Raw genomic sequence first — 23370 nt, forward strand, 5'->3', positions numbered from 1 at the left:
GCGTTTCGCGCATCGTCATCAATTCGTCACGCCATTAGCCTGGGGATTTTCGCCATGAAACTCATGACCGGCAATTCGAACAAGCCGCTTGCGGCCGCCATCGCCGACTATATCGAAATCCCCCTGACCGACGCCAGCGTCCGCCGTTTCGCGGACGAGGAAGTTTTCGTGGAAATTCATGAGAATGTCCGCGGTGAAGACGTGTTCGTCATCCAGTCGACGGCCTATCCGACCAACGACAATCTGATGGAATTGCTGATCATGATCGATGCGCTGAAGCGCGCGTCGGCCAAGCGAATCACGGCGGTCGTCCCCTATTTCGGCTATGCCCGTCAGGACCGGAAGCCCGGCCCGCGCACGCCGATCTCGGCCAAGCTGGTTGCCAATCTGATCACCACCGCTGGCGCCGACCGCGTTCTTTCGGTCGATCTGCACGCCGGGCAGATTCAGGGCTTTTTCGACATTCCGACCGACAATCTGTTCGGCGCGCCGGTGATGTCGGCCGATATTCAGGCCCGCTTCGGCGACAAGAATATCATGGTCGTGTCGCCTGACGTGGGCGGCGTGGTGCGCGCCCGCGCGCTGGCCAAGCGGCTCGACAACGCCCCGCTCGCCATCGTCGACAAGCGCCGCGAGCGCGCCGGCGAATCGGAAGTGATGAACATCATCGGCGACGTGAAGGGCCGTTTCTGCATTCTGATCGACGATATCGTCGATTCGGCGGGTACGCTGTGCAATGCCGCCGCCGCGCTCAAAGCGCAGGGCGCCGAAGACGTCATCGCCTATGTCAGCCATGGCGTGCTGTCGGGCGGCGCGGTCGCCCGCGTCGAAGCATCGGAACTGCTGGAACTGGTCATCACCGACTCGATCCAGGGCACCGATGCGGTTATCGGCGCCCAGCGCATCCGGCATCTGCCCATCGCCCCGCTGCTGGGCGAAGCGATCAAGCGCATCGCGGACGAAAGCTCGGTTTCGAGCCTGTTCGACTGATCCGACGCAGGGACTGGGTACCCATGGGTCGCCCGCCCATTCGATGAACGCCGGTCGAGTTCGCTCGGCCGGCGTTGTCGTTTATGGCGTCAGTGCGTCGGGAAGAGGATGATCGGCAGGGCGAAGACGAGCGCCAATCCGGTAACAATGCGCTGGCCGCGCGATACGCCGAGCGGCAGGTCGCGCCAGATCATGGGGCAGGTCAGCAGGGCGAAGACGATCAGCAGGTTGGAGATCGTCACCGATCCGCCGATCGGCATGTCCTGCCGCAATGCGAGGCCCGCGAGCAGGCAGATGAAGCTTAAAATCCAGCCGAGCAACGCCATGACCGTCCCTTTCCTGATGCAGGCTAGGACGGCAAGGTTGCCAAAGACTTAAGCCGGATCTGCCCAGGGATCATAGCTGCCGAAGCTCCAGACATTGCCCTCCGGATCTAGCGCGGTGTAGCCGCGGCCCGGATAGCCCGGATTGTCATGCGGTTCGTCCACCACCACGGCGCCTTCGTTGCGGGCATGGAGGCAATGGGCGTCGGGATCGGCCACGACGACATAGACGCAGGCCGTGATGCCGCCCAGATCGCGCGCGGTGGACCAGGTATAGAGCGATTCGTCCTCCATATCCTTGACGCTGCCCAGCATCACCATCCCCTGCCCCTCCTCTGGCCCCAATATCAGTTGGGCGTGGTGAATGATGGTCGGATCGGCATCGTCGGGATAGACGGCGTGGCGGGTGAAGCCGAAGGCGTCGCACAGAAAATCGATCGCGGCGGGCGCATCGGCATAGCGCAGGCAGGGAATGGCGGGCGAACCGGGCATGATCCTCTCCTTATCCGGACATTCTCCAGTCTAGCGCAAAGCCGGCGCAACCGCTAGGCGAAGGGCATGACGACCCGCGACGATCTGGCCCTTGCCAACCGCCTTGCCGACGCCGCTGGCGCCGCCATCCGCCCCTTTTTCCGTGCGCGCTATGACATGGAGATCAAGGCGGACAAATCGCCGGTGACGGAGGCCGACCGTGCCGCCGAAGCGGCGATCCGCGCGATACTGGAAAAGGAACGGCCGGACGACGGCATCATCGGCGAGGAATATGGATCGGTGCGGACCGATGCCGAGCGGGTGTGGATTCTCGATCCGATCGACGGCACGCGCAGCTTCATCGCCGGGCGGCCGATCTTCGGCACGCTGATCGCGCTGACGCAGGCTGGCTGGCCGACGATCGGCATCATCGACCAGCCGATCGCGCAGGAACGCTGGGCCGGTATGAGCGGGCAGCCGACCACCTTCAACGGCAAGCCAGTGCGGACGCGGGCGTGCCGGGCGCTGGAAGGCGCGGGTATCGCCACCACCAGCCCGCACCTCTTCGCCGATGGCGACGTGCCCCATTATCTTGCGCTGGTCGCCGCCGTATCAGGCGGATCGCCGCGGCAGGGGCCGGTCTATGGCGGGGACTGCTATAATTATGGGCTGCTGTCGTCGGGGTTCCTGGACATCGTCATCGAATCGGGCCTGCAAAGCTATGACTTCGCGGCGCTGGTGCCGGTGGTCGAGGGCGCGGGCGGCCTGATGTGCGACTGGAATGGCGAGCCGTTGACCGCTGACAGCGAAGGCCATGTGCTGGCGCTGGGCGATCCGGCACGGCTGGAAGATGTGCTGGAAGCGATCCACCAGTCCGGGCATGACCATGACCATGACCATGACCATGACCATGACCATGGGCATGATCATCATCACTGAGGGGCGCAAGCCGTGTTGACGAGACGCCGATCAGCGATGCGGGCTGTGGGATTATGCCTTCCGCTGGTGCTGGCCACTGGAGGGTGCGACCGGAAACTGCCCTTCTCTCCGACCGTCTTTAAAAAGGCGAAGGCACAATGCGGTGCCAAGGACGCCTACATCATGCCGGAACACCCGAAGGCCATCGCCTTTCATGGCTCTTCGGACGATCATGTCGGGCAGGCGAAATGCCTGAAGGACAAATTGCGCGACACCGATATGGAGCAGATCGTCCTGATAGGCTCGCAAATGTACGTCACGCCCTGACCGGCCCGCCGATCGACCAGACATGGCCGAAGGGGTCGGTCACCTGGCCATAGCGCTGGTCCCAGAACTGATTGTCGAGCGGAAAGCGGACGGTTGCGCCTGCTGACAGCGCTTGATTCCATGCGGTGTCGGCGTCGCTCGTCTCCAGATGCAGCGTGACCGCGGCCGGAACCGCGGCCGGTGCCCCGCCACACATTTCGGGGAAATGATCGTTCAGCATCAGGGCGCCACCATGGATGGTGAGGTGCGCATGCATGATGCGGGTTCCACCTTCCTCCAGATGGCGGCTCTGTTCGATCGCGCCGAACGCCGCCTTGTAGAAAGCGATGGCGTCGGCCGCCCTGCCGTCGCCGATGGTGAGATGCGGGGTGACGCCCGGCATGTTGTGCACTGTGTCGCTCAATTGCCTTCTCCCTGCCCCCGAGTCGGGGAGTGACAGGATAGAATGGAGCGCGCCCGGCCAGAAGAGGTTGATCGCGCCGAATCGCTTGCCTTTTGCGGCGCAGCCCCCTAAGGGCCGCCCTTCGCGATATTCAGTGAGACCGCCCGGCTAACTAGGGCTGCCGGGGCTGTCTGTAATCGTCGCGCTGAACAAGGAGACGAAAATGCCCAAGATGAAGACCAAGAGCGGTGTGAAGAAGCGCTTCAAGTTCACCGCTACCGGCAAGGTCAAGCACGGCGTCGCTGGCAAGCGTCACCGCCTGATCAGCCACAACTCGAAATATATTCGCCAGAACCGCGGCACCAGCGTGCTGTCGGATTCGGATGTCGGTCACGTGCGCCTGTGGGCGCCGTACGGCCTGAAGTAAGGAGGCCTGACCCATGGCACGTGTCAAGCGTGGTGTAACCACGAAGGCGAAGCATAAGCGGATTCTAGATCAGGCGAAGGGCTATTATGGCCGTCGCAAGAATACGATCCGTGTCGCCCGTCAGGCTGTCGAAAAGGCCGGCCAGTATGCGTATCGCGACCGTAAGGTTAAGAAGCGCACCTTCCGTGGCCTGTGGATCCAGCGCATCAACGCGGGCGTCCGCGCTGAAGGCCTGACCTATTCGCAGTTCATGCATGGCCTGAAGCTGGCCGGCGTGCAGCTGGACCGCAAGGTTCTGGCCGACATTGCGATGCACGAAGGCGAGGCGTTTAGCGCCATCATCGCCCAGGCGAAGGCTGCGCTGCCCGCAGCCTGAGCGGACTGATCGCAAGATCGTCTCAAGGGGCGCCGGGGCAGATGCTTCCGGCGCCCTTTTTGTTTTTACTCGACCTCCGTTCGTGCTGCCTCTTTCGAGCTATGCACGCGCCCTTCGACAGGCTCGGGGCGAACGGAGGTTGGTTGAGCCTGAACATCGGGGGCCAATCCCATGTCGCTGCATCTCTGGTGGTTGTATGTTACGGCAGTTTTCCTGATTTCGGCCACGCCCGGCCCCAATATGCTGCATGTGATGACGCAGAGCATCGCCCATGGCCCGCGCAAGGCGACCGCCACGATGGCAGGGCTGATGAGCGCGGTGCTGCTGTGCCTGATCGCCTCCGCGCTGGGTCTTGGCGCTTTACTGAAGGCGTCGCCGCGCCTGTTCGATGTGCTGCGCTATGCCGGTGTCGCGTACCTTGTCTGGCTGGGGATCAAGGCCTGGCGCGCGCCCGTGGGCGATAGCGAGGCGCAGGCGACCAACGCGCGTTCGGCGCGTGCGCTCTATGCCACCGGGCTGCTGACGGGCCTGTCCAATCCCAAGCTGATCGTCTTTGCCGCCGCGCTCTTCCCCCAGTTCATCGAACTGGATCGGCCCTTCTGGGTCCAGCTTGCGATCCTGATCGTCAGCTTCGTGGTGATCGAAAGCTTCTGGTACGGCGTCTATGCCTTGGGCGGCCTGCGCCTCGCCCGCTGGCTGGAGCCCGCCAACCGGCAGAAGCTGTTCAACCGTGGCACCGGATTGATGTTCATCGGCTTTGGCGGGGCGTTGCTGGGCGCGCGGGCTTAACCTCCCCGCCGTCATTCCCGCGAAAGCGGGTTTGACCGAGTCACGTGCCTCGGTCAAACATCTCCCGAGATAGCCATGTCGCGCGAGATCAACCCAACCGCTTACATTCTTGCGAGCCGCAGAAACGGTACACTTTACGCAGGTGTCACCGCTGACCTTATAAAGCGCCTCTACAAGCATCGAAACGGCTTGATCGAAGGCTTCACGAAAGACTACGGCGTCAAGCGCCTGGTCTGGTTCGAACCGCATGACAGCATGGACAGCGCCATCCTGCGGGAAAAGCGGATCAAGAAATGGAACAGGCAGTGGAAGATTGAGCTGATCGAAGCTGGCAATCCTGACTGGGATGATCTGGCGCTGGACTTTGGCTTTGAGCCTTTGTCCTCTTTACGTAGCGACTGACCGGCAGGTCAGGAGATGGGTTCCCGCTTTCGCGGGAATGACGAAGGTTTGAAAATTATGACCGAAATTAGCGCATTGAAAGCCGGCCTGATCGCCGACATCGCCGCCGCCGGCACGCTCGACGCGCTGGAGGCGCTGCGGGTGGGCGCGCTGGGCAAGAGTGGGGTCGTGACTGGCCTGCTGAAAACGCTTGGGCCCATGTCGCCGGACGAGCGGATGGAGAAGGGCCCGCCGATCCAGGATCTGCGCGAGAGCGTGACTGCCGCGCTGGCCGACAAGAAGGCCGCGCTGGAACAGGCTGCGCTGGACGCGAAGCTGGCGTCTGAAAAGGTCGACATGACCCTGCCCGCCGATCTGGGTCCGCAAGGGTCGGTCCATGCCGTCAGTCAGGTGATGGACGAACTGGCGGAAGTCTTCGCGGACCTCGGCTTCTCGGTCGCGACCGGACCGGAGATCGAGGACGACTGGCATAATTTCACCGCGCTCAATATCCCGGAGACGCACCCGGCGCGCGCGATGCACGACACCTTCTACTTCCCTGATGAAGAGGGACAGAAGAAGATGCTGCTGCGCACCCACACCTCGCCGGTGCAGATCCGCACGATGATGACGCAGGAGCCGCCGATCCGCATCATCGCGCCCGGCCGCGTCTATCGCAGCGACAGCGACGCGACTCACACGCCGATGTTCCACCAGATCGAAGGTCTGGTGATCGACAAGGGCATCACGCTGGGGCACCTCAAATGGACGCTGGAAACTTTCCTCAAGGCGTTCTTCGAGCGCGAGGACATCGTCCTGCGCCTGCGCCCCAGCTATTTCCCCTTCACCGAACCCTCGGTGGAAGTCGACGTCGGCTACACGCTGACCAATGGCCAGCGCGTGATCGGCGGCGACGGCGATGCGGCCGGTGGCGGCTGGCTGGAAGTGCTGGGCAGCGGTATGGTCAACCGTCGCGTGATCGAGGCGTGCGGGCTTGATCCCGACGAATGGCAGGGCTTTGCCTTCGGTACCGGCGTCGATCGGCTCGCCATGCTGAAATATGGCATGAACGACCTGCGCGCCTTCTTCGACGGCGATCTGCGCTGGCTGAAACATTATGGATTTTCGGCACTCGACGTGCCCACGCTGTCGGGAGGAGTCGGCGCATGAAGTTCACCCTGAGCTGGCTCAAGACGCATCTCAACACCGACGCTGATCTGGCCACCATTCTCAAGACCTTGAACGCCATCGGGCTTGAGGTCGAGGGCGTCGAGAACCCGGCCGAGAAACTGGGCGCGTTCAAGATCGCCAAGGTGCTGACCGCTGAACGCCACCCGCAGGCGGACAAGTTGCAGGTGCTGAGCGTCGACCATGGTGACGGGAATCCGTTGCAGGTCGTATGCGGCGCGCCCAATGCGCGGGCGGGTCTGATCGGCGTGTTCGGGGTCGAGGGCGCGGTGGTGCCGGTCAACGGCATGGTGCTGAAGAAGACTGCGATCCGGGGCGTCGAATCCAACGGCATGATGTGCAGCTTCCGCGAACTGGAACTGGGCGAGGATCATGACGGCATCATCGAACTGGCCGAAAGCGCGCCAGTGGGTCAGGTCTATGCCAATTGGGCGGGTCTGAACGATCCGGTCATCGACGTCAGCATCACGCCGAACCGGCAGGACTGTATGGGCGTGCGCGGCATCGCGCGCGATCTGGCTGCGGCGGGCCTCGGCACGCTGAACGCCATCATCGTGCCGGAGATTGCAGGCGGTGGTCCGGGACCGGACGTGCGGACGGACGATGTGGACGGCTGCCCTGCCTTCTTCGCGCGCACTGTGCGCGGCGTGACCAATGGCGCGTCGCCCGACTGGATGGCCAAGCGACTGAAGGCGATCGGCCAGAAGCCGATCAGCACCTTGGTCGACATCACCAACTATATCATGATCGATCTTGGCCGGCCGCTGCATGTCTATGACATGGCGAGCCTGAAGGGCGGCCTGGTCGCGCGCAAGGGCAAGATCGGCGAGCAGGTGCTGGCGCTGAACGGCAAGACCTACACCGTCGACGAGAGCATGACCGTCATCGCCGACGATGAAGCGGTGCACGATATCGGCGGCATCATGGGCGGCGAGCATTCGGGCGCGCAGGACGGCACGACCGACGTGCTGATCGAATGCGCCTATTTCACGCCGGAGCGGATCGCGGTGACGGGGCAGAAGCTGACCCTGACCAGCGACGCACGTGGCCGGTTCGAGCGTGGGGTCGATCCGGCGTTTCTGGACGATGGCCTGTCGATCGCGACCAGCCTGGTCGTCAGCCTGTGCGGCGGCACGCCCAGCGAGGCGACCCGCGCGGGGACGCCGCCCGCGACGCCGAAGACCGTGGCCTATGCCCCCGACCAGTGCCTGTCGCTGGCCGGCGTGGACGTGCCCGCTGATGAACAGCAGCGCATCCTCGAAAGCCTGGGCTTTGCCGTCAGCGTGAGCGGCGGCGGGGTCGAATATCAGGACGGCATGCCTGTCAGCGTGCCGGCAAGCTGGAGCATTACGGTGCCGACCTGGCGCCGCGACGTCGATGGCTGGCCCGACATTGTCGAGGAAGTGGTGCGCATCGTGGGTCTAGGCAAGGTGCCTTCCACCCCGCTGCCGCGCGTGCCGGGCGTGGCCCGCCCAACCGCAACGCCTGAGCAACTGGTCGAGCGCCGGGTGCGGCGCACAGCGGCGGCGCGTGGGCTGGCCGAGGCGATCAACTGGTCCTTCCTGTCCGAAAAGGAGGCCGCTGCCGTGGGCGGCGGTGACTGGACTCTGGCCAATCCGATCTCCGAAGATCTGAAGGTCATGCGGCCTTCGCTGCTGCCCGGCCTGCTGTCGGCGACGAAGCGCAATGTCGATCGCAGCGCGACCAGCATCCGCCTGTTCGAGCTGGGTCGCCGCTACTTCAAGCAGGGCGAGCGGGCGACCGTGGGCTTCGTGCTGGCGGGCGAGAAGACAGCGCGTGGCTGGCAGAGCGGCAAGGCGCGGGCTTTCGATGCGTTCGATGCCAAAGCTGAAGTGATCGCGTTGCTGGCAGCCGCCGGTGCGCCGGTGGGCAATCTCCAGAATTTCGGGGAAGCGTCGGCCGCCTATCATCCGGGGCAATCGGGCACGTTGCGGCTGGGGCCGAAGGTGGTGCTGGCCGAATATGGCGTGCTGCATCCGTCGCTCGCCAAGCAGTTCGGCCTATCCGGCACGGTGGTCGCGGGCGAAATCTTCCTCGACGCCATTCCGGGCAAGCGCAAGAGCGGCTTCATGCGCGCGCCTTATGCGCCGCCGGCCTTGCAGGCGGTGAAGCGCGACTTCGCCTTCATCGTGCCGGAAGCGGTCGAGGCCGATGCGCTGGTGCGCAGCGTCAAGGGCGCGGACAAGAAGAGCATCGTCGACGCGCGTCTGTTCGACGTCTTCGTCGGGCCGGACGTGGAGGATGGCTATAAGTCGCTCGCCATCGAAGTGACGTTGCAACCGGGCGAAAAGAGCTTTTCGCAGGAAGAGCTGGAGGCGATCAGCGCGGCCGTGGTCAAGGCCGCGCAGAAGCTGGGCGGTAGCCTGCGGGGCTGAACGCTCTCTTTAGAGTCATAGAAAAAGGCGCGATGGTCGATCATCGCGCCTTTTTTTGCATGTGCCGGTTTCAGACAGGAACGGGGCAGCCCGAACGGGTGTGGGTTACGGCTTACAGATCGACGCCGGCCGCGATCGCTTCCAGCTTGCGGATGCGTTCCTTGAGGTCGGCGACCTCGATCCGGGCAGCGGCGGTGGGCGGCGCGCTGTCGTCGCTGTGGCCGTAGCGGATCAGCTCGGCGCGCTTGAGTTCCAGCCAGCCATTCCAGCCGCGCAGGCCGGCAAGGGTCAGGATGGTGAGGCCGACCAGGCTGGCCCCGGCCAGAGTCATGTAGAGATAGGGGTCTTGCATATAAGCCTCCCTGTCCGATCGGACGACGATCAGTCGCGGTCCCGGAGTTTTTCGAATTCCCGCTCCAGCGCGGTGGAGCCATCCGTTGCGAGCCGTTCCAGCACGGCGACGCGGTCCTTGAGTGCCTTCACTTCCGCACGCAACCTTTCCGTTTCCGGATCGGGTCCGCGCTGGATCAGTGCTTCGCCCTTGCCGTGGCGCACGACGCCATATTTGGCGCGGACGACGCTGGCGACGGCGGTGATCGCGACGATGGCGACGACCATTTCAAACGGGCCCATTTTGATCACTCCCTGATAAGATTATGGCGCGGGCAGTTTGGTTTGGCATCATTTTGCCGAAAAACCGGTGCCCACTTTTCGAATGATGCCGTCAGTTGGCCGGGCTGCGCAGTTGTTCGATCTCGCGGGTCAACTGGTGGCTGCTGTCGGTGACGATGCGTTCGACAACGATCAGGCGATCCTTCATCGATCCGATCTCCGCGCGAAGCTGGGCATTTTCCTGGCTCAGCAGCTTGATGCGCTCGACCATTTCCTCATTCTTCTGCGGATAGACGGCCTTGCCCCAGCTATTTTCCAGTGGATAGCCGTGGCGTACCCGGAGCCAGGTGGTGAAAATCCAGCCGGCAACCGCCATGGCGCCAATCAACAACCCTCCACCGATGATCCACGGCAGGTTCGGGATGATGACCGCATCTGCAATATCAACCTTATTCATGATCTTTCCCCTTGCCCGGTCGGTCAGCGTAGCGCGTCGATTTCGCGCGCGGTGCGGGTGGCGGGATCGGTGGCGATCCTCTCCAGCACGGCGATGCGCTCTTCAAGACGGCTGATGCGGCCAACCAGCTTTTCGTTTTCGCTTGAAAGCAGGTCGATTTTTCGACCGGCGTCGGGATCGGTTCGATGAGCGACGCCCGACCATTCATTTTCCACCGGATAGCCATGGCGGGCACGGACCCAGGTGGTGATGACCCAGCCCATCGTCGACATGGCGATGATGGCGAGGACGAAGAGGGGGCTGCCGAAGCTCATGATGACTCTCCCTGTTTATACCCCGGCCGGTTCTTCAGCGCAGGCTGTCGATCTCTTCGGCGAGGCGGGTGTTGCGGCTGGTATAATAGATTTCGATGTCGGCCAGACGGCGATCGATATCGCGGAACTTGGACCGCACATCGCGGGTGGAGCGCGCCGGATTGCTGCGCACGCCCTGCCAGAATTTCTCGTCATCGCGATCCGCATAAAGGCCGGTCGGCTTGTTCTCGGCGAAATAGGCGACGACGAAATAGGCTATCAGCGTCCAGGGGAAGGCGCCCATCAGGGTGATGAGCACCGCGCCGACCCGGACCCAGACAACGTCGATCCCGCTATAGTCGGCAATGCCCGAGCAGACGCCCATCCATTTGCCATTAGCCTTGTCGAGGTAGAATTTGGTGCGGCGGGCGGTCATGTCAGTTCCTCCGGTCGAAATCATAGCCGTCGTCGGACGACGGGCGCTGCGGGCGGAAATCGGGATTGTCGGCGGCGACGATCCGTTCGACCGTCTGGAGCCGTTCTTCGAGGCGACGGGCGAGAAGGTGGAGTTCGTCCAGCAGCTTCTCATCCTCGTCGGTGATCTTGGGCGCCTGCTTCCACTTGGTGACATAGTGGAAGATCAGCCAGGGCATGCCGATGAACAGCATGCCGCAAACCATGATCGGCAGGAACACGTCTTCCATCGGATCAGGCTCCCTTGTTCATCGAGGCCTTGAGCGCGGCGAGATCGGCATCGACCTTGTCGGCCGACTTCAGCTCCGCAATCTCTTCCTCCAGCGTCTTGGGCTGGCCGCCCAGCGTCACGGCATCGGCGCGGCCTTCGGCCAGATCGACCCGGCGTTCCAGCATGTCGAAGCGGGCAAAGGCGTCATTGACCTTCTCGCCGGCATAGGCTTCGCGGACGCGCAGGCGATTTTCGGCGCTCTGCATCCGGGTGACCAGGCTGTTCTGGCGGACACGGGCTTCGCGCAGCTTGCCTTGCAGCTTGGCGATGTCTTCTTCCGAGGCCCGCAGCGCTTCGTCCAGCGTCTCGATCTCATGATTGAGATGGTCGGCCATGTCGGCGGCCTTCTGACGTTCGACCAGCGCGGCCTTCGCGAGGTCTTCGCGATCCTTCGAGAGGGCGAGTTGCGCCTTTTCCGTCCAGCTATCCTGCAAGGCGTTCAGCTTGGCGATGTGGCGGCGCATTTCCTTCTGGTCGGCGATGGTGCGCGCGGCCGAGGCGCGGACTTCCACCAGCGTCTCCTCCATTTCGAGGATGATCATGCGGATCATCTTCGCCGGGTCTTCCGCCTTGTCCAGCAAGTCGGTGACATTGGCGGCGATGATGTCGCGGGTGCGGGAGAAAATACCCATTTTAACGTCACTCCTGGTCGTATCTTGTTTCAGGTGCCGGGGCGGGCGAGAGGGGGGCATTCCCGCCCCGGCCGGGTTTTGCGATCCTTACGCAAGATAGCGCAGGGTCGCGGGGGTGTCTTGCGTCGCGAGAACCACGCCTTCGCTGGCGCGGGCCGGACCGACCGCCGAAAGGATCAAAGTCGATCCGAACAGGACGGCGGCGATGGTGACCGACATAAGCTGGCCGATTTCGCGAACGCTGTTGGTCTGCTTTTCCATTTTCTAGCTCCCTGAACCTTGGCCTTCATGTGCTTTCCGCATTTCGCTGCGGATTGCCCATAGCTTTGCAGGCAGCGTGCCAATTTGAAAAAATGGCGGATTTCCTTCATTCTCGGTTCAGCTGGCAAGGCCGGGCCAGAATTTGACTTGCCGAAAGGTGGGAAATTTCACCATAAGTTGGCGCATGGAGAAAAATACGCAGTTTGTCGGCCAAAGCTTCGCCTTTCTCGACGCGGTCGAGCAGGCGGGCCGCGCGGCCGAGCTGAACCGGCCGGTGCTGGTGATCGGCGAGCGCGGCACCGGCAAGGAACTGATCGCCGAGCGGTTGCACCATCTGTCGCCGCGCTGGGGCGAGCCGCTGATCACGATGAACTGCGCAGCTTTGCCTGAAACGCTGATCGAGGCTGAATTGTTCGGCCATGAACAGGGTGCCTTTACCGGCGCGACCAAGGCGCGGCCGGGGCGGTTCGAGGAAGCCGATGGCGGCACGCTGTTTCTGGACGAACTGGGCACGCTGTCGATGGCGGCGCAGGAACGACTGTTGCGCGTGGTCGAATATGGCGAGGTGACACGGATCGGCGCATCGCGACCGCAGCGGGTGGATGTGCGGATCGTGGCGGCGACCAACGAGGATCTGCCCGCCGCTGCGGAGGCCGGACGGTTCCGGCCCGATCTACTGGACCGGCTGAGTTTCGAGGTCATCACCCTGCCCCCGCTACGCGCACGGGAAGGCGATGTGTCGGTGCTGGCCGACCATTTCGGGCGGCGCATGGCGGCAGAACTCAACTGGCCGCAATGGCCGGGCTTTGCAGCGGCCTGCGCGGCGGAACTGGAAGGCTATGGCTGGCCGGGCAATGTGCGCGAATTGCGCAATGTGGTGGAGCGGGCCGTCTATCGCTGGCACGAGCCGGCGCGACCGATCAGCCGCATCACCTTCGATCCCTTCGCTTCGCCATGGAAGCCAAAGCCGATGATGCCCAGGGCTGAAGCGGCGCCCAAAGATACGCCTGCCGCCGCGCCTGTCGCAGCGCCCACGGCCTATGACGAGATTACCGACCTGCGTCTGGCGGTGGACAGCCATGAGGCGGCGATCATCCGTGCCGCGCTGGACCGGTTCCGCTATAATCAGCGCGCCACCGCCAAGGGGCTGGGCCTGACCTATGACCAGTTGCGCCACTGCATGAAGAAACATGGGTTGAGTGCGGGGTAAAGGGCACCCAAGCGCCACTATACAACGCCGTCATCCTTACGAAGGCGGGGACCATCCCCTCGCCTTCGCGTCATAAAATAGTGTTGAGACATGGATTCCCGCTTTCGCGGGAATGACGAAAATGAATATGCGGGTTAGCGCGTAGGCACGGGTTCCGGACCCGAATAGTCATAGAAGCCCCGGCCGGTCTTGCGGCCATACCAGCCAGCCTCGACATATTTGACCAGCAGCGGCGCGGGGCGATATTTGGGGTCGCCGGTGGTGGTGAGGAAGACGTTGAGGATTTCCAGCGCGGTGTCGAGGCCGACGAAATCGAGCAGGGTCAGCGGACCCATGGGATGGTTGAGGCCCAGTTTGCAGCCCTGATCGATATCGACCACGCTGCCCACGCCTTCGCCCAGCACGAAGACCGCTTCGTTCAGCATCGGCAGCAGGATGCGGTTCACGACGAAGCCCGGCGCGTCGAAGGCATGGACGGTAGTCTTGCCGATCTTCGATGCGAAGCTCTCGACCGCAGCGACCGTTTCGGGCGTGGTGGCAAGGCCGCGAATGACCTCCACCAGTATCATCACCGGCACCGGATTGAAGAAATGGACGCCCACGAAGCGGCCGGCATCGGGCGCGGCCTGGGCCAGGCGGGTGATCGGGATGGAGGAGGTGTTGGTGGCGAGGATCGCGTCATCGGCCAGGATCTTGCCGACATTGGCAAAGATGGCGCGCTTGATCTCTTCCCGCTCGGTCGCGGCCTCGATCACCAGTTGCGCATCGGCGAGCGGGGCGATGTCGCCGACCGGCGTGATTCGCGCGAGCGCCGCATCGGCGTCGGCCTGGCCGATCTTTTCCTTTTCCACGCCGCGGGCGAGCAACTTGGCGATGCCGGCCACGCCCTTTTCCGCGCGGGCAAGGTCGATGTCGGACAGGATGACGTCATAGCCGGCCTGCGCCGCGACCTGCGCGATGCCAGCGCCCATCTGTCCGGCGCCGATCACGCCCACCGTGCGAATATCCGTCATACCCTGCTCTCCATGCTTGAATGCGTCGCTTATCCCTTAACTGCGGCACCAGCGGTCGGCCAGTGGCGATGGTGCGAAGGGGCAGGAAGGACGGAATGCGCACATTCCCATCATTTCCGGCTTTGCGCGGCGCGGCGGCCATGGTTAAAAGCCCGGCATGCCCGTTTTCGATTTGATGCCAGCGCCGGCGACCGGACGCTTCCTTGCCGCCGCGCATCATTTCCCGCTGCGCATCTATTTCGAGGATACCGACCTTTCTGGGCTGGTCTATCACGCCAATTATCTGCGCTATATGGAGCGCGCCCGGTCCGACATGCTGCGCATCGCCGGTATCGACCAGCGCAGCAATCATGAGGCAGGCGACGGCGTCTATGCCGTTACCGATCTTAACATCCGCTATCGCCGCCCGGCCCGGCTGGACGACGACCTGATGGTGGTCAGCCGCGTGGCCGATGTGCGCGCGGCAAGCTGTGCCATTCATCAGTCAGTCATGCGCGGCGAGGAACAGTTGACCGACGCCACCGTCACCGTCGCCTGGCTGACGCCGCAGGGTCGCCCGCAGCGGCAGCCCAAGGCCTGGACCGCCATTTTCAATCGCCTGCTCCAAGGGGAAGACATCCACCCATGACCCTCAACCTGCCTGCCGGCGCGATGACCGACGCCGCGACCATCTCTCCCCTCGCCCTGTTCCTTCAGGCCGATATCGTCGTCAAAGGGGTGATGATCGGCCTGTTGCTGGCCAGCATCTGGACCTGGGCGATGATCATCGGCTTCAGCGTCACACTGCGCAAGGCGAGCAAGGAAAGCCGCAAGTTCGAAGCGGATTTCTGGAAGGCGGAAGATATCGACCGCTTCTATGAATCGCGCGGCAAGACCGATTTCCCCGCTGCCAAGGTAATGGCAGCCGGTGTCGGCGAATGGCGCCGGTCGACCGCGCAGCGGGTGATCGACCGCGACGGCACGCGCGACCGGCTGTCGACCGCCATGTCGAGCGCGATCGCGGCCGAGATCGACCGGCTTTCCGACCGGCTGAACATTTTGGCGACGATCGGGTCGGTTGCGCCCTTCGTCGGCCTGTTCGGCACGGTGTGGGGCATCATGCGCGCCTTCACATCGATCGCGGCGGAGCAGAATAGTTCGCTCGCCGTAGTGGCGCCGGGCATTGCCGAAGCGCTGTTCGCCACCGCCATCGGCCTGTTCGCGGCGATCCCGGCGGTCATCGCCTACAACCGCTTCAGCCATGGCATCAACCGGCTGGAATCGGGGCTGACGCGCTTTGCCGACGGTTTCTATTCGACGCTCAGCCGTGAGTTGGAGGCCCAACGATAATGGCGATGTCCGGCCCTCCCTCCGGCCGTCGCGGGCGCGGGCGTGCGCCGATGGCCGACATCAATGTGACGCCGCTGGTCGACGTCATGCTGGTGTTGCTGATCATCTTCATGGTGACCGCGCCGCTGCTGGTGACGGGCGTGCCGGTGAACCTGCCCGAAACCCGCGCCAAGGGGCTGGATCAGGACGCCAAGCCGACCGTCGTGTCGATCGACCGCGACGGCGGCCTGTTCATCAACGAGGATCAGGTCAGCGACGCCGACCTGCCCGACCGCTTCGCCGAGATCGCATCGGCCCATGCCGGTCAGCCCGAGCCGCCGCAAATCTTCCTGCGCGCCGATACGGCGCTGGATTATGGCCGGGTGATGCGGGTGATGGGTGAACTCAACCGGGCGGGCCTGAACAAGGTTTCGCTGGTCAGCACCGATGCCGGGTCCGGCGCGGGTGCGGACAGCGGCAGTTCAGAATAGGGGCCATAGGTCAGCCATATGAATCGTGCGGAAAAGATCGGCCTTGGCGTCGCGACGGTGGGACATGTCCTGCTGTTCGGGCTGCTGTCGGCCGGTTTCCTGGCCACTCCCAATCCGCTGAAGCTGAAGTCGCCGCCGATGGACGTGAGCCTGGTGGACGAGGTGGCGCTGCAATCGACGGCGCCGCAAGTGTCGACCCAGCCGCCCCCGCCCAGCGTCGCGCCGGAGCAGGGGCCGACGGAGGACGCCAAGCCGGCGCCCCAGCCCGAACCGGCACCCGAGCCGGAGCCGACGCCTGCGCCGCCCAAGCCGAAACCCACGCCTGCCCCGCCGCCGCCCAAACCGGTGGTGAAGGAGCAGCCGCCCAAGCCCAAGGAAAAGCCGGCGCCGCCCAAGAAGGAGGTCGCCAAGACCCCGGCGAAACCGAAGCCCAAGCCTGCACCGGAAAAACCGGCGCCCAAGGCCAAGCCCGCGCCCGAAAAGCCGGCGGCCAAGGCGAAGCCTGCGCCTGACAAGCCCAAGGCGGCGGCGAGCGCGCCAGCCAAGTCGAGCAAGAGCGATGCCAAGGCAAAAGCGGATGCACCCGCGCGGGCATCCGGCCAAGGCAAGGCGGACAAGCCCAAGGGTTCGTTGCTGGGCAAGGATTTCCTGAAGGGCATCGACACCAATGCCGATGCGCCGCGCAAACCTGCGCCACCACCGGCCGCGGCCATGGGACCGCAGCAGAAGGCGGCGCTGGATCGGGTGATCAGCGAGCAGATCTATCCGCATCTGCGGCTGCCGTCGGGCGCGGATGTCGAGCAACTTGTGGCGTTGCTGGACGTTAAGCTGGACCAGAACGGGCGTGTTCTGGGCAAACCGACCGTCATCGACGTACAGGGCGAGACGGCGAGCAACCGGCCGCAGGTTTCCGTCTACAAGGAACGGGCGATCCAGGCCGTGATGGCGGCATCGCCGTTCCGCAACCTGCCCCCCGAATATTATGAGCAATGGAAATGGCTCAAGCTACGAGTGGATGCGAGGAAAGCACGATGACCAAGACACTCCTTCGCCGTTTGACGCTGGCTGCCGGCATGGTCGCGGTCGCGCTGGCTGCACCCGCCATGGCGCAATTGTCCGTCGATGTGACCGGCAATATCGACAGCAATCTGAAGATCGCGGTGCCCACCCTGCCCGCGCAGCAGGATGTCGCCACCCCGGCCGGCACTGCCAGCGAACTGGGCCGCAAGATCGCCGAAGTGATCGCGTCGGACCTGAAAGGGTCCGGCCTGTTCGATCCTTCGGGGCCGGGCGGCATGCCGGCCATCGCCTTCCCCGAAGTGACGAACCCGGTCTATGACAAATGGGGCGCCTATCAGGCGCTGGCGCAGGGCTTCGTCCGCACCACCGGCGGCGAGGCGGACATTACCGTGGGCTGTTACCTGTATGACGTGGCGTTGCATCAGGAACTGACGCGGCAGGGCTATGTCGTGGCACCGCGCGACTGGCGCCGGGCCGCGCATAAATGCGCCGACGCCATCTATGCCCGCCTGTCGGGCGAAAGCCCCTTCTTCGACAGTCGGATCGCCTATATCGCCGAGAGCGGCCCCAAGGGGAATCGCGTCAAGCGGCTCGCCATCATGGATTCTGACGGCGCCAATCACCGCTTCATCACCAATGGCCAGTCGATCGCGCTGACGCCGCGTTTCTCACCGGATTACAAGTCGATCGTCTATGTGAGCTATCTGGGCAGCCGGGTGCGCATCTATATCTATGACATCGGCACCGGGCAGCAGAAGCTGGTGACGGAAAGCAACAACACGACCTTCGCGCCGCGCTGGTCGCCCGATGGCCGCAACATTCTCTTCTCGATGGCGGTGGCGGGTAATACCGATATCTATCGCGTGTCGGCCAATGGCGGCGCGCCGGTGCGGCTGACGACATCGCCCGGCATCGACGTGGGCGGCAGCTATTCGCCGGACGGCCGGCAGATCGTGTTCGAAAGCGACCGGTCGGGCGGGCAGCAAATCTATGTCATGAACGCGGACGGTTCCAGCCAGCGGCGGATCAGCCATGGCGGTGGCCGCTATGCGACGCCCGAATGGAGCCCGCGCGGCGACCTGATCGCCTTCACCAAACTGTCGGGCGACTTCAAGGTGGCGGTGATGACGCCCAGCGGCGACAATGAGCGCATTCTGACCAATGGCTGGCAGGATGAGCAGCCGACCTGGTCGCCCAATGGCCGCGTACTGCAATTCTTCCGCACGACGCCCGGCAAGCAGGGCAGCAGTCAAGTGTGGCAGGTCGACCTGACGGGCGTGAACGAACGGCGCATCCCGACGCCGCTGAGCGGTTCCGACCCGGCCTGGGGGCCGTTGCTGCCCTAAGGGATACGGAACCTAATCGTCTTGACAGCGTAACGAAACTCACGGACCCTGTCGCCGTTCCTACCAGCGGCTGACAGCGCAAAAAGGAGACCCCGATGAAATTGTCCCGGACCGTGGTCATGGCCACTGCCATCATCGCGCTTGCCGCCTGCTCGAAGAAGCCGCCGGCCGAACTTCCCCCCGCCCCCGGCGGCACCGGTGGTACGACCGTGCCCAGCGGCCCCACCGGGCAGACCGGCCCGCGCAAGGGCAGCCAGGAGGATTTCATGGCCTCCGTCTCGTCCGACCGCATCTTCTTTGGCCTGGACCAATATGATGTCGATGCCGAGGATCAGGCGACGCTCCAGAGCCAGGCCGCCTGGTTGCAGCAGAATCCGTCGGTGCGCGTGACGATCGAAGGCCATGCCGACGAACGCGGCACCCGCGACTATAATATCGCGCTGGGCGAACGCCGCGCCAATGCGGCGAAGAATTACCTCGCCTCACTGGGGATCGATGCGGGCCGGATCACCACCGTCAGCTATGGCAAGGAACGGCCGGCGGCGCTGGGATCGGACGAAGCAAGCTGGGCGCAGAATCGCCGCGCGGTGACCGTGACCATCCAATATTGAGGGCTTCGCGCCTTTGAAGACGAAAAAGCCCGCCGGTCCTGTGACCGGCGGGCTTTTTCATGGGCACCAACAAAGAGGCTGACAACCTGCCCAAATTGGCCGATAGCATTTCCTATATATGGGACGCACCACCAAGCTGGTGCGATCAGGGTAGGACAAGATGCAGGACGGCGACGAAAAGCAGGAAACGGTGAAGGGTACGCAGACGCTGATGCGCGCGCTCGACATCATGGATGAGGTGATTGACGGGCCGATCCGCGCCGCCGATCTGGCGCGCAAGCTGGGCATGAGCAAGACGACGGCGCACCGGCTGGTGCAGGCGCTGAAATCGCGCAGCTATCTGTCGGTGACGCGGGACGGTTTCGCGCTCGGCCCCAAGCTGTTGCAACTGGGCGTGCTGGCGACCGAGCAAATCGACTATGTGCGCGTGGCCCGCCCCTTCATGGAATTGCTGTCCGAACGCACCAGTTTCTGCGTGTTCATCGGCAAGCGCGAGGGCGACTGGTCGCGCCATCTGGACCGGGTGACGGGGACGCAGCGGCTGCGCGTCGCGACCGCGCCGGGCGACCGGCGGCCGATCGCCGAGACGGGTCTGGGCAAGGCGCTGTTGCTGGACGAAGAAGAAGGAACGTGGGAACGCCTCTATGTCGAGGCGAAGGACGGCAAGGCCAGCGCGCCGCAGATCGCCGCCTATGTCGAGGAAATGCGCGCCCACAAGGCGCGCGGCGAAGTGCTGCACGACAGCGAACTGGGCGATGGCGTGCGGTCGATCGCGGTGCCGGTGCGCGACGCCAAGGGGCAGATCTGCGTCGCCATATCGATCGCCAGCGCAGCCCATTATCTGACCGACGATGTCCGCCCGGCGCTGGCCGAGCAGGTGATGCGATCGGCCGAGCAGATCAGCGCCGCAGTGGGCTATAGCGGGCCGCGATGAATAGGATTTGTCGCGCTTAACTTCGCATATTTCCCGCGCATTTCGACATTTTCGATCCGATGTTGGAAATTATCTGACCCGCATGATGCCCTGCCCGGCATTATAGGGCGGGACTGTTGGATAGGACAGAAACCCCGAAAACAATGAGGGCGCGAACCGGTTGCCCGGCCGCGCCCTCCAGTTTGGGGAGAGGGGAAAATTACATCCGGTAGGTCACGCCGAAGGTGAAGGTGCGGCCGATCCGGGTTTCGAACAGCGTGTCCTGACGCTGGCTGTCGATATAGAGACGGTTCTGCTCGTCGGTCAGGTTCGTCGCTTCCAAGATGATCTTCAGCCGATCGGTGACATTGTAGCTGGCCGAGGCGTCCATGTAGAAGGTCTTGGCATTGCCCTGAAGGTCGCTGCCGGGCGAGGCCGGGATGCCGCGGATGAACTGGTCGCGGAAGTTGCCGGTGGTGCGGATGCTGAACTTGTCATCTTCATAATAGAGCGTGGCCGACGCGGTGTTGGGCGACAGGCCGACAAGGTCCGCCGTGGTCGTCACGGTCGGCGTGCCGTTCACGCTGGCGAGGATGTAGTTAATCTTCGAGGTGACATGGGTGTAATTGGCCAGAACACCGAAATTGCTCAGGAACCCGTCGAAGAAGGTGAAGGGAATCTGGGCGTTCAGTTCGATGCCCTTCAGTTTGCCGCCCGGCGTGTTGAACGGCTGCGACACGGTGAACAGCTCATCCGGCGAGGTATTGCTGTTTTCCAGCAGCGCAACGGGCAGACCCAGCTGATTGAAGGGAATCTGGCTGTTCACATTCTGGATGAAGCTCTTGATATCCTTGTAGAAGAAGGCGGCCGAGAGCAGCGAACCGGGGCGGAAATACCATTCCAGGGCGACGTCGAAGGTGGTTGCGCGGATCGGGTCCAGGAACGGGTTGTTGATGTTGCCGACGCGCGTGACGGGATTGACGCCGCTGGTGGGAGTCAGCAGGCCGAGTTCCGGACGGGCCAGAACCTTCGCGCCGGAGAAGCGGACAAGGAGGTTGTCGATCGGCTCGATCACTATATTGGCCGAAGGCAGCCAGTCGTCATAGCTGTTCTTGGCGGCGGCATATTGGCCGGTCAGGCCGGTCGGCGAACTGGCGGCGGCCACCGCGATATAGCCCGAAGAGGACATGTCCGTCTTGACATAACGCACGCCGACATCGCCGCGTACGCCGAAGCCGATGGCGTTTTCCAGGTCGAAATTGGCCATGAGATAGCCGCTCATCACCTCTTCACGGACGCGGCTGCGGCCACCGCCACATTCCACGCCGCAATAGCGGACATCGTCGAAGCCGAAGGTGCTGGCCCATTTCGCCGGGTCGATCGCCACCCAGCTGGACGGCGCGCCATTACCCCACAGCTTGTCCACGCCGCTGATGGTGGTGGTGATGTCGGCCAGCGTGGTGCCGGCCGGCAGGTCGCGCACGACGGTGTCGGCATTATAGGGGCGCAGGAAGGTGGAGAGGAAGTCGCTGCGCCGATATTGCGCGCCGCCGCGGATCGTCAGCGCGTCGCTGACCGTCCATTTCAGATTGGTTTCGGCGGTCATATTGTCGGTGGTGTTCTTCGACGGCTTGCCCTGGAAGCTGAAGCCGCCACGCACCGTGCCATTGACGGTCGGCGCATAGGAGAAGCTGGCGGGATCATTGACGTCGACACCGAAGCCCAGCTTGGGCGTCGAGCCGCCGTCGCGATAGTCGATCGAGAAACCGTCGGTGTCGATCGCGTCCATGAAGGTCTGTAGGCGGCTCTTGCCGTCCCAAACCGACTGGTTGAAGCCGACGATGCCGCTGACTTCGAGGCTGTCGTTCAGCTGGCGCTTATAGTTGATATTGGCCTGCTTGAAGGTCGAGACGAAGTGATCGACCAGCCCTTCGGAACGGACGTCAACGCCGTCGAACAGGCCATAGACCAGCGAACCATTTTCATCGAACTCAATGTCCCGCACCGACGTCATCGGCTGGCCGAGGTTGGAGGCGTTGCGGGCGAAGGAAACGGCCGCGATATAATTGTCGCGACGGGTCACTTCGAACCGCGAATAGAGGAAATCGACCGAGATGTCGGTTTCGTCGTCGGGCTGGAACTGGAGCGTCAGCGAACCGCCAATGCGTTCCTGCTTCTGCTGGCTGTTGAGGTAACGCGGCAGGCGCGGCAGGAAGGCGCCGCTGCCTGCGACGCCCGGCAGATCGTCCCGGCGCAGATCCTGGATCGTCTGATAGGCGGCGGCATCGCTGGTGCGCGGATTGCCCGTGCTGCAATTTTCGGCGGTCACGCCGCGCAGGGCAAGCTGCTCGGGCGTCTGGCCGGCGGTGTTGATCGGCGCGCCCAGCGGCGAGCAGAAACCGCCATTGGTGTTGGCCGACAGAATATCCACCGCCGAATAGCCAACTTCGCGCAGGTTGCGCTTCTGATAGGCGACCGAGCCGAGGATGCCGAAGCCGCTGTCGCCGAACTTCTTGGAAATGAGCAGCGAGGCGCGCGGATCGGCCTTTTTCGACAGCTCATTATAGACGCCGCGCATGGTGGCGGCGAGGACGAAGTCTTCCTTCTGGTCCATCGGCTTGGGTGCGGAAAGGTCGACGGTGGCGCCGAGCGAGCCTTCCTCGACATCGGCCGAGGTGGTCTTGCGCACCGAAAGGGCCGAGAAGATTTCAGTCGGGAAGACGTTGAAGTCGAAGCTGCGGCCGTTATTGCCGGCACCATAGATATCCGACGAGCCGGTCTGCGACGTGCCTTCCATGCCGTTGATGCGGACGCGGGTGAAGCCGGCGCCAAGGCCACGGACGGAGATGTTGCGGCCTTCACCGCCGTCGCCACGGGCCAGCGCAATACCGGGCACGCGCTGCATCGATTCAGCCAGATTGGAGTCGGGGAATTTACCGATATCCTCCGCTACGATCGAGTCGACGGCGGCGGCCTCGTTACGCTTCATGCCAAGCGCGCTGTTGAGCGAGGCGCGGAAACCGGTGACGACGATATCGGCCGTTGCCTGATCGGCGGGCTGATCCGCTTGCGGCGCGGGCGGGGCTCCGGCAGGCTGATCCTGCGCGAGCGCCGGTGCGGCGACCAGCAGGGTTGAGGCGATCGCGAGGGCCGAACTGCGGCGAGCGAACGCGGAACGCAAAGACATCATATATCCTCCCCTATGCACGGTCGCCCCCGCATCGGGTGGCGGCCTGAATGTTCCACTATGTGAACTCTTGTGTCATCCTATAACGCTAGTCGGACAATTGCCAGAAAAATCATCATGTGATTTTCTATTTCACAATGTGGACCATTTTTGAGGCGTTGGCGGTGGGGCGTTCCACCAATGGGGATGCCACTATCGGCCGGAAACCGCCGACCGGCCTTGCCCGAACGGCTGGTGTCAGAAGGTCCGGTATCATGGATCAGATTATTTATCCCTCTATATGGACAATGGGATTATTTAGAG

30 protein-coding genes are annotated in these 23370 nt (G+C 63.5%); 17 read left to right on the plus strand and 13 right to left on the minus strand.

Translation table 11 applies throughout. The features are described 5' to 3' along the window. Positions 1-54 precede the first annotated feature (54 nt). Positions 55-990: a ribose-phosphate pyrophosphokinase gene (locus BMY84_RS07660; protein WP_093018975.1), complete on the plus strand. Its 936-nt coding sequence runs from the start codon at positions 55-57 to the stop codon at positions 988-990. Positions 991-1079: 89 nt separating this feature from the next. Here BMY84_RS07660 and BMY84_RS07665 read toward each other — a convergent pair whose 3' ends face one another. Together BMY84_RS07665 and BMY84_RS07670 are read right to left on the minus strand one after the other, a co-directional pair. Next, a complete protein-coding gene (locus BMY84_RS07665; RefSeq protein WP_093082570.1) occupies positions 1080-1316 on the minus strand; it encodes a hypothetical protein in 237 nt (78 codons plus the stop codon). 48 nt (positions 1317-1364) lie between these two features. Then, positions 1365-1805, minus strand: a complete 441-nt coding sequence (locus BMY84_RS07670; protein ID WP_093082573.1) for a VOC family protein — start codon at positions 1803-1805, stop codon at positions 1365-1367. A 66-nt stretch (positions 1806-1871) separates the two neighbouring features. Between BMY84_RS07670 and BMY84_RS07675 the strand changes: the two genes are divergently transcribed. Continuing rightward, positions 1872-2723, plus strand: a complete 852-nt coding sequence (locus BMY84_RS07675; protein WP_093082576.1) for an inositol monophosphatase family protein — start codon at positions 1872-1874, stop codon at positions 2721-2723. A gap of 162 nt (positions 2724-2885) precedes the next feature. Continuing rightward, the gene (locus BMY84_RS30095; protein WP_218146921.1) at positions 2886-3029 is read left to right on the plus strand and encodes a hypothetical protein; all 144 of its coding nucleotides are present in this window, start codon (positions 2886-2888) and stop codon (positions 3027-3029) included. Here the strand turns inward: BMY84_RS30095 and BMY84_RS07685 are convergent. After that, the gene (locus tag BMY84_RS07685; protein WP_177203936.1) at positions 3019-3432 is read right to left on the minus strand and encodes a VOC family protein; all 414 of its coding nucleotides are present in this window, start codon (positions 3430-3432) and stop codon (positions 3019-3021) included. The genes BMY84_RS30095 and BMY84_RS07685 overlap by 11 nt on opposite strands. 202 nt (positions 3433-3634) lie before the next feature. Between BMY84_RS07685 and rpmI the strand changes: the two genes are divergently transcribed. The 6 genes from rpmI to pheT all read left to right on the plus strand — a co-directional run bounded on the left by rpmI (position 3635) and on the right by pheT (position 8968). Further along, positions 3635-3838 carry a 50S ribosomal protein L35 gene (rpmI, locus tag BMY84_RS07690; RefSeq protein WP_093018969.1) on the plus strand — a complete coding sequence of 68 codons (204 nt, stop codon included), beginning with the start codon at positions 3635-3637 and terminating at the stop codon, positions 3836-3838. A gap of 13 nt (positions 3839-3851) precedes the next feature. Continuing rightward, entirely contained in the window at positions 3852-4214 is a 363-nt protein-coding gene (rplT, locus tag BMY84_RS07695; protein WP_093018967.1) for a 50S ribosomal protein L20, read from the plus strand. Between the two features lie 171 nt (positions 4215-4385). After that, on the plus strand, positions 4386-5003 hold the full coding sequence (locus BMY84_RS07700; RefSeq protein WP_093082583.1) for a LysE family translocator: 618 nt from the start codon (positions 4386-4388) through the stop codon (positions 5001-5003). Positions 5004-5078: 75 nt separating this feature from the next. Beyond that, a complete protein-coding gene (locus BMY84_RS07705) occupies positions 5079-5405 on the plus strand; it encodes a GIY-YIG nuclease family protein (protein ID WP_093082586.1) in 327 nt (108 codons plus the stop codon). A 57-nt stretch (positions 5406-5462) separates the two neighbouring features. Further along, a complete protein-coding gene (gene pheS, locus BMY84_RS07710) occupies positions 5463-6554 on the plus strand; it encodes a phenylalanine--tRNA ligase subunit alpha (RefSeq protein ID WP_093082795.1) in 1092 nt (363 codons plus the stop codon). Further along, entirely contained in the window at positions 6551-8968 is a 2418-nt protein-coding gene (pheT, locus tag BMY84_RS07715; RefSeq protein ID WP_093082588.1) for a phenylalanine--tRNA ligase subunit beta, read from the plus strand. Before pheS ends, pheT begins: the two co-directional genes overlap by 4 nt. Before the next feature lie 112 nt (positions 8969-9080). Here pheT and BMY84_RS07720 read toward each other — a convergent pair whose 3' ends face one another. The 8 genes from BMY84_RS07720 to BMY84_RS29685 form a co-directional block, all read right to left on the minus strand. Next, the gene (locus tag BMY84_RS07720; protein WP_093082591.1) at positions 9081-9320 is read right to left on the minus strand and encodes a hypothetical protein; all 240 of its coding nucleotides are present in this window, start codon (positions 9318-9320) and stop codon (positions 9081-9083) included. A 29-nt stretch (positions 9321-9349) separates the two neighbouring features. Then, complete coding sequence (locus BMY84_RS07725; RefSeq protein WP_093082593.1) at positions 9350-9601, minus strand: hypothetical protein; 252 nt, start codon at positions 9599-9601, stop codon at positions 9350-9352. A 91-nt stretch (positions 9602-9692) separates the two neighbouring features. Then, a complete protein-coding gene (locus BMY84_RS07730) occupies positions 9693-10037 on the minus strand; it encodes a hypothetical protein (protein WP_093082596.1) in 345 nt (114 codons plus the stop codon). A 23-nt stretch (positions 10038-10060) separates the two neighbouring features. After that, positions 10061-10351: a hypothetical protein gene (locus tag BMY84_RS07735; RefSeq protein ID WP_093082599.1), complete on the minus strand. Its 291-nt coding sequence runs from the start codon at positions 10349-10351 to the stop codon at positions 10061-10063. Between the two features lie 34 nt (positions 10352-10385). Then, positions 10386-10766 (minus strand): envelope stress response membrane protein PspC, encoded by a 381-nt coding sequence (gene pspC / locus BMY84_RS07740; RefSeq protein WP_093082602.1) that lies wholly within the window; start codon positions 10764-10766, stop codon positions 10386-10388. A gap of 1 nt (position 10767) precedes the next feature. Beyond that, positions 10768-11034, minus strand: a complete 267-nt coding sequence (gene pspB, locus BMY84_RS07745) for an envelope stress response membrane protein PspB (protein WP_093082604.1) — start codon at positions 11032-11034, stop codon at positions 10768-10770. A 4-nt stretch (positions 11035-11038) separates the two neighbouring features. Then, positions 11039-11707 carry a phage shock protein PspA gene (gene pspA / locus BMY84_RS07750; RefSeq protein WP_093018947.1) on the minus strand — a complete coding sequence of 223 codons (669 nt, stop codon included), beginning with the start codon at positions 11705-11707 and terminating at the stop codon, positions 11039-11041. Positions 11708-11794: 87 nt separating this feature from the next. Next, the gene (locus tag BMY84_RS29685) at positions 11795-11968 is read right to left on the minus strand and encodes a hypothetical protein (RefSeq protein WP_177203937.1); all 174 of its coding nucleotides are present in this window, start codon (positions 11966-11968) and stop codon (positions 11795-11797) included. A gap of 184 nt (positions 11969-12152) precedes the next feature. Between BMY84_RS29685 and pspF the strand changes: the two genes are divergently transcribed. After that, positions 12153-13178, plus strand: a complete 1026-nt coding sequence (gene pspF / locus BMY84_RS07755) for a phage shock protein operon transcriptional activator (protein ID WP_093082607.1) — start codon at positions 12153-12155, stop codon at positions 13176-13178. A gap of 134 nt (positions 13179-13312) precedes the next feature. Here pspF and BMY84_RS07760 read toward each other — a convergent pair whose 3' ends face one another. After that, positions 13313-14191 carry a 3-hydroxybutyryl-CoA dehydrogenase gene (locus BMY84_RS07760; protein WP_093082609.1) on the minus strand — a complete coding sequence of 293 codons (879 nt, stop codon included), beginning with the start codon at positions 14189-14191 and terminating at the stop codon, positions 13313-13315. Positions 14192-14348: 157 nt separating this feature from the next. Between BMY84_RS07760 and BMY84_RS07765 the strand changes: the two genes are divergently transcribed. The 7 genes from BMY84_RS07765 (at position 14349) to BMY84_RS07795 (ending at position 19901) form a co-directional block, all read left to right on the plus strand. Continuing rightward, the gene (locus BMY84_RS07765; RefSeq protein WP_093082612.1) at positions 14349-14819 is read left to right on the plus strand and encodes a YbgC/FadM family acyl-CoA thioesterase; all 471 of its coding nucleotides are present in this window, start codon (positions 14349-14351) and stop codon (positions 14817-14819) included. Beyond that, on the plus strand, positions 14816-15520 hold the full coding sequence (tolQ, locus tag BMY84_RS07770; RefSeq protein ID WP_093082615.1) for a protein TolQ: 705 nt from the start codon (positions 14816-14818) through the stop codon (positions 15518-15520). The genes BMY84_RS07765 and tolQ overlap by 4 nt, the downstream gene beginning before the upstream one ends. Continuing rightward, positions 15520-15990 carry a protein TolR gene (tolR, locus tag BMY84_RS07775; protein WP_093018937.1) on the plus strand — a complete coding sequence of 157 codons (471 nt, stop codon included), beginning with the start codon at positions 15520-15522 and terminating at the stop codon, positions 15988-15990. The genes tolQ and tolR overlap by 1 nt, the downstream gene beginning before the upstream one ends. Before the next feature lie 18 nt (positions 15991-16008). Next, positions 16009-17025, plus strand: coding sequence for a cell envelope biogenesis protein TolA (locus BMY84_RS07780; protein WP_093082617.1), 1017 nt, complete (start codon positions 16009-16011; stop codon positions 17023-17025). Next, entirely contained in the window at positions 17022-18356 is a 1335-nt protein-coding gene (tolB, locus tag BMY84_RS07785; RefSeq protein WP_093082620.1) for a Tol-Pal system beta propeller repeat protein TolB, read from the plus strand. Before BMY84_RS07780 ends, tolB begins: the two co-directional genes overlap by 4 nt. A gap of 95 nt (positions 18357-18451) precedes the next feature. Beyond that, positions 18452-18967: a peptidoglycan-associated lipoprotein Pal gene (gene pal, locus BMY84_RS07790; protein WP_093082623.1), complete on the plus strand. Its 516-nt coding sequence runs from the start codon at positions 18452-18454 to the stop codon at positions 18965-18967. A 160-nt stretch (positions 18968-19127) separates the two neighbouring features. Further along, positions 19128-19901 (plus strand): IclR family transcriptional regulator, encoded by a 774-nt coding sequence (locus BMY84_RS07795; protein ID WP_093082625.1) that lies wholly within the window; start codon positions 19128-19130, stop codon positions 19899-19901. Positions 19902-20100: 199 nt separating this feature from the next. Here BMY84_RS07795 and BMY84_RS07800 read toward each other — a convergent pair whose 3' ends face one another. Next, the gene (locus tag BMY84_RS07800) at positions 20101-23070 is read right to left on the minus strand and encodes a TonB-dependent receptor (protein WP_093082628.1); all 2970 of its coding nucleotides are present in this window, start codon (positions 23068-23070) and stop codon (positions 20101-20103) included. Between the last annotated feature and the right edge of the window lie 300 nt (positions 23071-23370).

Origin of the sequence: Sphingobium sp. AP50 (genome assembly GCF_900109095.1) — a bacterium.
Taxonomy (GTDB): domain Bacteria; phylum Pseudomonadota; class Alphaproteobacteria; order Sphingomonadales; family Sphingomonadaceae; genus Sphingobium.

Excerpts from the sequence above, each read along its gene's own strand:
- BMY84_RS07660 (WP_093018975.1), top strand. The coding sequence starts at position 55 with ATGAAACTCATGACCGGCAATTCGAACAAGCCGCTTGCGGCCGCCATC.
- BMY84_RS07665 (WP_093082570.1), bottom strand. The coding sequence starts at position 1,316 with ATGGCGTTGCTCGGCTGGATTTTAAGCTTCATCTGCCTGCTCGCGGGC.
- BMY84_RS07670 (WP_093082573.1), bottom strand. The coding sequence starts at position 1,805 with ATGCCCGGTTCGCCCGCCATTCCCTGCCTGCGCTATGCCGATGCGCCC.
- BMY84_RS07675 (WP_093082576.1), top strand. The coding sequence starts at position 1,872 with ATGACGACCCGCGACGATCTGGCCCTTGCCAACCGCCTTGCCGACGCC.
- BMY84_RS30095 (WP_218146921.1), top strand. The coding sequence starts at position 2,886 with ATGCCGGAACACCCGAAGGCCATCGCCTTTCATGGCTCTTCGGACGAT.
- rpmI (WP_093018969.1), top strand. The coding sequence starts at position 3,635 with ATGCCCAAGATGAAGACCAAGAGCGGTGTGAAGAAGCGCTTCAAGTTC.
- rplT (WP_093018967.1), top strand. The coding sequence starts at position 3,852 with ATGGCACGTGTCAAGCGTGGTGTAACCACGAAGGCGAAGCATAAGCGG.
- BMY84_RS07700 (WP_093082583.1), top strand. The coding sequence starts at position 4,386 with ATGTCGCTGCATCTCTGGTGGTTGTATGTTACGGCAGTTTTCCTGATT.
- BMY84_RS07705 (WP_093082586.1), top strand. The coding sequence starts at position 5,079 with ATGTCGCGCGAGATCAACCCAACCGCTTACATTCTTGCGAGCCGCAGA.
- pheS (WP_093082795.1), top strand. The coding sequence starts at position 5,463 with ATGACCGAAATTAGCGCATTGAAAGCCGGCCTGATCGCCGACATCGCC.
- pheT (WP_093082588.1), top strand. The coding sequence starts at position 6,551 with ATGAAGTTCACCCTGAGCTGGCTCAAGACGCATCTCAACACCGACGCT.
- BMY84_RS07720 (WP_093082591.1), bottom strand. The coding sequence starts at position 9,320 with ATGCAAGACCCCTATCTCTACATGACTCTGGCCGGGGCCAGCCTGGTC.
- BMY84_RS07725 (WP_093082593.1), bottom strand. The coding sequence starts at position 9,601 with ATGGGCCCGTTTGAAATGGTCGTCGCCATCGTCGCGATCACCGCCGTC.
- BMY84_RS07730 (WP_093082596.1), bottom strand. The coding sequence starts at position 10,037 with ATGAATAAGGTTGATATTGCAGATGCGGTCATCATCCCGAACCTGCCG.
- BMY84_RS07735 (WP_093082599.1), bottom strand. The coding sequence starts at position 10,351 with ATGAGCTTCGGCAGCCCCCTCTTCGTCCTCGCCATCATCGCCATGTCG.
- pspC (WP_093082602.1), bottom strand. The coding sequence starts at position 10,766 with ATGACCGCCCGCCGCACCAAATTCTACCTCGACAAGGCTAATGGCAAA.
- pspB (WP_093082604.1), bottom strand. The coding sequence starts at position 11,034 with ATGGAAGACGTGTTCCTGCCGATCATGGTTTGCGGCATGCTGTTCATC.
- pspA (WP_093018947.1), bottom strand. The coding sequence starts at position 11,707 with ATGGGTATTTTCTCCCGCACCCGCGACATCATCGCCGCCAATGTCACC.
- BMY84_RS29685 (WP_177203937.1), bottom strand. The coding sequence starts at position 11,968 with ATGGAAAAGCAGACCAACAGCGTTCGCGAAATCGGCCAGCTTATGTCG.
- pspF (WP_093082607.1), top strand. The coding sequence starts at position 12,153 with ATGGAGAAAAATACGCAGTTTGTCGGCCAAAGCTTCGCCTTTCTCGAC.
- BMY84_RS07760 (WP_093082609.1), bottom strand. The coding sequence starts at position 14,191 with ATGACGGATATTCGCACGGTGGGCGTGATCGGCGCCGGACAGATGGGC.
- BMY84_RS07765 (WP_093082612.1), top strand. The coding sequence starts at position 14,349 with ATGCCCGTTTTCGATTTGATGCCAGCGCCGGCGACCGGACGCTTCCTT.
- tolQ (WP_093082615.1), top strand. The coding sequence starts at position 14,816 with ATGACCCTCAACCTGCCTGCCGGCGCGATGACCGACGCCGCGACCATC.
- tolR (WP_093018937.1), top strand. The coding sequence starts at position 15,520 with ATGGCGATGTCCGGCCCTCCCTCCGGCCGTCGCGGGCGCGGGCGTGCG.
- BMY84_RS07780 (WP_093082617.1), top strand. The coding sequence starts at position 16,009 with ATGAATCGTGCGGAAAAGATCGGCCTTGGCGTCGCGACGGTGGGACAT.
- tolB (WP_093082620.1), top strand. The coding sequence starts at position 17,022 with ATGACCAAGACACTCCTTCGCCGTTTGACGCTGGCTGCCGGCATGGTC.
- pal (WP_093082623.1), top strand. The coding sequence starts at position 18,452 with ATGAAATTGTCCCGGACCGTGGTCATGGCCACTGCCATCATCGCGCTT.
- BMY84_RS07795 (WP_093082625.1), top strand. The coding sequence starts at position 19,128 with ATGCAGGACGGCGACGAAAAGCAGGAAACGGTGAAGGGTACGCAGACG.
- BMY84_RS07800 (WP_093082628.1), bottom strand. The coding sequence starts at position 23,070 with ATGATGTCTTTGCGTTCCGCGTTCGCTCGCCGCAGTTCGGCCCTCGCG.